Annotated in this window: 6 protein-coding genes; 2 read left to right on the top strand and 4 right to left on the bottom strand. The window is 43.5% G+C overall.

The features are described 5' to 3' along the window. Positions 1–197: 197 nt before the first annotated feature. Positions 198–749, top strand: coding sequence for a gamma carbonic anhydrase family protein (locus tag Q4591_RS19845; protein WP_102436278.1), 552 nt, complete (start codon positions 198–200; stop codon positions 747–749). A gap of 74 nt (positions 750–823) precedes the next feature. Here Q4591_RS19845 and Q4591_RS19840 read toward each other — a convergent pair whose 3' ends face one another. The 4 genes from Q4591_RS19840 to Q4591_RS19825 are packed head-to-tail and all read right to left on the bottom strand — an operon-like array spanning position 824 to position 4652. Next, positions 824–1102 (bottom strand): DUF1488 domain-containing protein, encoded by a 279-nt coding sequence (locus tag Q4591_RS19840; RefSeq protein ID WP_102436280.1) that lies wholly within the window; start codon positions 1100–1102, stop codon positions 824–826. Positions 1103–1127: 25 nt separating this feature from the next. Next, positions 1128–1943 carry a shikimate dehydrogenase gene (aroE, locus tag Q4591_RS19835; protein ID WP_303462567.1) on the bottom strand — a complete coding sequence of 272 codons (816 nt, stop codon included), beginning with the start codon at positions 1941–1943 and terminating at the stop codon, positions 1128–1130. 46 nt (positions 1944–1989) lie between these two features. After that, positions 1990–3258 (bottom strand): amidohydrolase family protein, encoded by a 1269-nt coding sequence (locus Q4591_RS19830; RefSeq protein WP_303462565.1) that lies wholly within the window; start codon positions 3256–3258, stop codon positions 1990–1992. 11 nt (positions 3259–3269) lie between these two features. Then, positions 3270–4652: an amidohydrolase gene (locus tag Q4591_RS19825; RefSeq protein ID WP_303462563.1), complete on the bottom strand. Its 1383-nt coding sequence runs from the start codon at positions 4650–4652 to the stop codon at positions 3270–3272. 186 nt (positions 4653–4838) lie between these two features. Between Q4591_RS19825 and Q4591_RS19820 the strand changes: the two genes are divergently transcribed. After that, a complete protein-coding gene (locus tag Q4591_RS19820) occupies positions 4839–5276 on the top strand; it encodes a group II truncated hemoglobin (RefSeq protein ID WP_102436288.1) in 438 nt (145 codons plus the stop codon). The last annotated feature ends 83 nt before the right edge of the window (positions 5277–5359 follow it).

Below are 5359 nucleotides of genomic sequence, written 5' to 3'. Positions count from 1 at the left end.
TGGCCTGTCGCCGTGTCAGTGGATGCGCATTATAGGCAAGTTAAGATTTAGCGCAAGGGCTTTTATGCATAAAAATGCCTTTACCTGTTTGCTTGCTGGGATTTTAAACTAATCAGCTAGTTTTTATGCATTTTTAGCCCCCAACAGCGACTTTTTGGCTTTATACTGGGTGCAATTAAACAAATCAGGGATTTTATATGTTTAGCTCTATTCGTTGTTATCAAGGTATTCATCCTCAATTGGCAGATAATGTCTATGTAGATAGTACAGCTGTTTTAGTGGGTGATATCGCCCTAGACCATGATGCGAGTATTTGGCCTATGGTCGCTGCCCGTGGTGACGTGAACATTATTCGTATTGGCAAGCGCAGTAATGTGCAGGATGGTTCAGTTCTTCATGTGACCCGCAAGTCTCCATCAAAGCCTGAGGGTAATCCGCTGATCATTGGTGATGATGTCACTATTGGTCATAAAGCTATGCTGCACGGTTGCACGGTTGGTAATCGGGTCTTGGTTGGCATGGGAGCCATTTTATTGGATGGCGCGATTGTTGAGGATGATGTGATTATCGGCGCAGGTTCTTTAGTGCCACCAGGGAAAGTACTGCAAAGTGGTTTTCTTTATGTAGGAAGCCCTTGTAAACAGGTTCGCCCCTTAACTGATAATGAAATAGCTTTCTTACCACAATCAGCTGATAACTATGTCAGATTGAAAAATGAATACTTAGTAGATCTGCAGACTACAAGATAATTATAATTGTGCCCTACTGTTATGATAGAAATAGCTAGTAGGGCTATAATTGATTGTGTAAAGCGATAAGACTCTTATATAGTAATGTTTCCCTGCGGATCAAATTCTTCTGCTTCTATCATCTCTTCGGCTATATCTTCTAGATCAAAACGTACTCGTTCGAATATTGCTAATGCCTGTTCTGCTTGCATAGGTTGTTCAGCTGCAGTTTGTTCACTGCTTATTAGCTGTAACAACTTTTCCTTGCTAACAATGCAATTGATATTCATGCCTTGCACTTGAGCACTAAACAGCATTGTTTGTTGTTGAGTATTCCATTCAACGAGATCGGTAAATATTACACTTTGGTTCATCTTGAGTACTCGGTGTTTTATTGGTTTATTTAAGTTGTGCTCTTAGGGTGTCATGAATTACCAGAGTGGCAGGTTTAACACCGCGCCAAATATAAAAGCTTTGGGCAGCTTGTCCCACCAACATTCCTAAACCATCGGCAACGGATTGCGCGCCGTTTGCTAAAGCCCATTGGTTAAATAAGGTAGTCTCAGCACCATATGACATGTCATAGCAGTTGGTGTGACTTGCTATGATCTGTTCAGGTAATTTAATCAACTCACCGGCTAATCCGGCTGAAGTCGAATTAATCACAATATCAAAGCTGTTATTGAGCTCATCGATGGGAGTTGCCTGCACACGTCCATACTCAGCGAAAATAGCTTGCAAGGTTTGTGCTTTAGCAAAAGTCCGATTACATATGGTTACTTGAGCCTGTGATTCTAGTAATAGTTTAAGGCAACCCCGTGCTGCGCCACCCGCTCCGATTAACAATACACGCTTACCCTTTAAAGCACCAAAGTGCTGCATGACATCGTTTACTAAGCCAATACCATCGGTATTGTCACCACGAATTCGTCCATCAGCTAAATAGATAAGGGTATTCACGGCTCCTGCCAGTTTTGCAAGATCACTTAACTCATCACAAATGGCATAAGCTTGCTCTTTAAAAGGCGCGGTTACATTGGCGCCTTTGCCACCGTCATTGAAAAAAGCCATTAGGGACTGAGAAAACTGATCCACAGGTGCAAGAATTGCTTGATAGCTAATGTCCTGTCCAGTTTGACGCGCAAACTCAGTATGAATGAATGGCGATTTACTTTGTGCAATTGGATTGCCAAATACTGCATACTTATCGGTCATTAACTTTCTCTATTCCCTAATTATTAATTCAACTTATGAGCATGGCTTATTGAGTATAAGCTTGTGGCATAGTCGACTTCTGAATATAGCGGTCGCGTAGCTCATCTTGGCGACTTTGCATGTTTTGCACTTCACCGTTAATCCACATTGTTTGAATCGCACTACTGTACTCAAATGGATCACCGCTCCAAAGCACCATATCTGCAGGTTTTCCTGTGGCAATGCGACCAGCATCTAGATGGAAGATATCAGCAACATTAGCGGTTATTGACGCCATGGCTTGATTATAATCCATGCCATTGGCAACCGCATTACCTGCTGCGTAACGTAAACCATAAATGCCATGGGCATCACCCGGTGTCGCCAGTATCACTTTGACCCCAGCTTTACTTAATTTTCCGGCGTTATCCAGTGAATTATGTAAAGAGTCAAAACTTTCAGGTAAATTGCGCATCGCGTCCATCACCACAGGTATGTTTGCGGCGGCCAATTGCTCTGCAACCACAATAGCATCGGCAGCTTTAAGTAATACCAAATCGAGGTTAAAGCGAGCTTTTAAGTTAATTAGTTGCAAGATGTCACTGGCTCTGTCGACATCAACCACCATAGTGATATCACCTGCAAGTACAGCATTGAGTAGTAACTCTTCTTTGCTTGGCGGTTTTGTCGCATCGGCTTTTTTAGCATCAGCTTGTTTATCCGCAGCTAAAGCTGTTTGTCTTGCTTCAAGTTTATTAATCAGTTGTTGCATACCGATAATACGTGAGCCTTCATGCACTGCGCCTAACTGCACCAATACGGCTTTTTCAGTTGCGACCACACTATCCCAGTGTCCTGTTAGCTCGACTTCAATAGCTTGGCCTGAAAAAATTGATTCTCCACCACCTGGTACCACGATATTGCGGCTAATGCCGCCTTTGCGGGCAAAGGCAATTGCGCTACTTTTAGGGTTAAAGGCTAAGCTTGGGTCGAAGCTGATATCAGCGTCTTTAGCATTGACGTCACGGGTCATTTTTTCTTGACCAATTTCCACCAAACCTAAGTAGTTCATTGAGCCAATAAAGCCTGGGGTTAACACACTGCCCTGAGCATTAATAATATTGTCCGCAATAACCACAGTGTCATTTGGCTGCTCGGCATTTACTGAGATGATTTTGCCATCTTCAATGACAACTGTGGCGCTATCAAGCACGCCTTGTTCCGTTGAGGTATATACTTTTACGTTAGTAATTGCTGTGGTTGCAGCAGAAGCGGCAACAGGGGTCAAACTCGCGAGCATTGCGACAACGACCAGTGATTGGTTAAACTTTTTCATTGTATTGCTCCTTATTGTTGACCTAGCATGAAATCACTTTTAGCGCGGTAAGCATCATCTTGACGATCAAACACTTTTGCGCCATCGATAAAGACCTGCTCAGCTTGGGCATAAACACTAAACGGATTGCTATTCCAAATCACGACATCAGCATTTTTGCCCACTTCAAGGGAACCGGTTTTATCTGCAATACCTAGTGATTTAGCCGCATTCGAAGTGATCCAACCAATAACGTGTTCTTCTTTTAGATCAAAACCGTTTTGATTAGCACTATGCATAATTTTGGCGGTTTCTTGGTTAAGGCGCTGAATGGTCACGCTAGAGTCGGAATGCACCACAGCGCAGGAGTTGTTAACCGCATCTACGATGGCTGCATTTTCAACCACCATGTCATAGGCTTCCATTTTAAAGCCCCACCAATCAGGCCACATTGCGGCGCAGTTACCATTTTCAGCTAACAACTCAGCTATTTTATAACCTTCAATTGCATGGTGGAATGTACCGGAGTGATAGTTAAACTCTTTGCCTAAATCCACCATCATCGCCATTTCTTCCGCTTTATAACAATGGTTATGAATTAAAATGTCACCCTCTAACACGCCGCGTAAAGTGTCTTTGGTAAGATCTCGCTCTGGCGCTGATGGGTTTAAACCAGCAGCATAATCCGCATCATATTTATCCCAAGCTCGCTTGTACTCAGTGGCCTCAATGAAAGCTTGACGATAACCCGCCATATTACCCATTCGGGTCATGGGCGCTTCTTTACGCTTTCTGCCATAGGCACCTTTAGGGTTTTCACCACAGGCCATTTTCAATCCATAAGGGGCTTGGGGGAACTTCATGCCTTGCATGGTGGTTGCTGGGATGTTTTTTAAGGTCACCCCGCGACCACCAATTAAATTGGCAGAGCCAGGTAAGATTTGTAAAGTGGTGATACCACCTTCACGGGCACGATTAAACCCCGGATCTTGCGGCCATACGCTATGCTCTGCCCACACTTCAGCGGTATTGGGAGAGGTCACTTCGTTGCCATCGCCATGGGCATCTGCGCTAGGGCTTGGATACACGCCAAGGTGGGAGTGAACATCTACAATACCTGGGGTTATCCATTTACCGCTAGCATCAATCACAGTGACATTGTCTTGACTTAATTGCCTGCCAACCGCATTAATTTTGCCATCCACCATTAGGACATCAGCGCCGTCGATTCTTTCACCTGTACCTGTTAGCACAGTAGCGTTAATCAGCAAGGTCGATGTTCTTGGCATCACTTGGTAAGTACTTGGGTAGGGATTTTTATTAATACTAACTTTAGGGTCTTGCTGGGCTGAGTTACAGCCAAGCAGGGCTGTTGAAATCGCAATTACAATTAATCTTGGTGCCATCTTGGCCATGATCTCGGTCCTCGTTATTATTGTTATTAGAACGCCTAAGTTATCCGATAAGCATCTGACATCACAACAGATAAATTTAGCAAAACATTAACAAAATATGTTTATGGCTTAGTAAAGCGAGAGATATAAACGGGATTAATCGTTATAATCAAGCCACTTTCATTACTTGTACTCAGTGTCGATACCATGAATTGGTTAAAAAAACTTTTTAGCAATAAGGCGCAACCTGATGACCGAGATCCAAATCAGTCCAATGCCTATGATTTAATTGGTGGCGAGAAGACCATTCGCTTAATTGCCCAAAACTTTTACCAGCAGATGCAAAGCCGTGAAGACACACAGCCGCTACTAGCTATTCATCGCGCTCCAATTAAAGATTCACAACAAAAGTTATTTGAGTTTTTAAGTGGCTGGTTAGGTGGCCCACAGCTTTATCAGCAAAAGTATGGCCACCCGGCATTACGGGCACGGCATATGCCGTTTGATATTGACCAAACGATGGTTGATCAATGGTTAACCTGTATGGAGCAAGCCATTGCTGAGGCAATAAAAAAGCCTGAACATCAACAAGTGATATTTCAGGCCATTTCGCAGCTTGCCAATAATATGCGTAATAAAGATTAGCTTTCGAGCTTCAACCAATCTTGTGGTTTAAGGTAGCGCTCGTATAGCTCCGCCTCTTGGGAGCCTTCTTCTGGGGTAAAGCC

It is taken from the genome of Shewanella sp. 3_MG-2023 (assembly GCF_030548765.1).
GTDB lineage: Bacteria > Pseudomonadota > Gammaproteobacteria > Enterobacterales > Shewanellaceae > Shewanella.
This window is presented reverse-complemented; position numbering and strand designations above follow the sequence as displayed.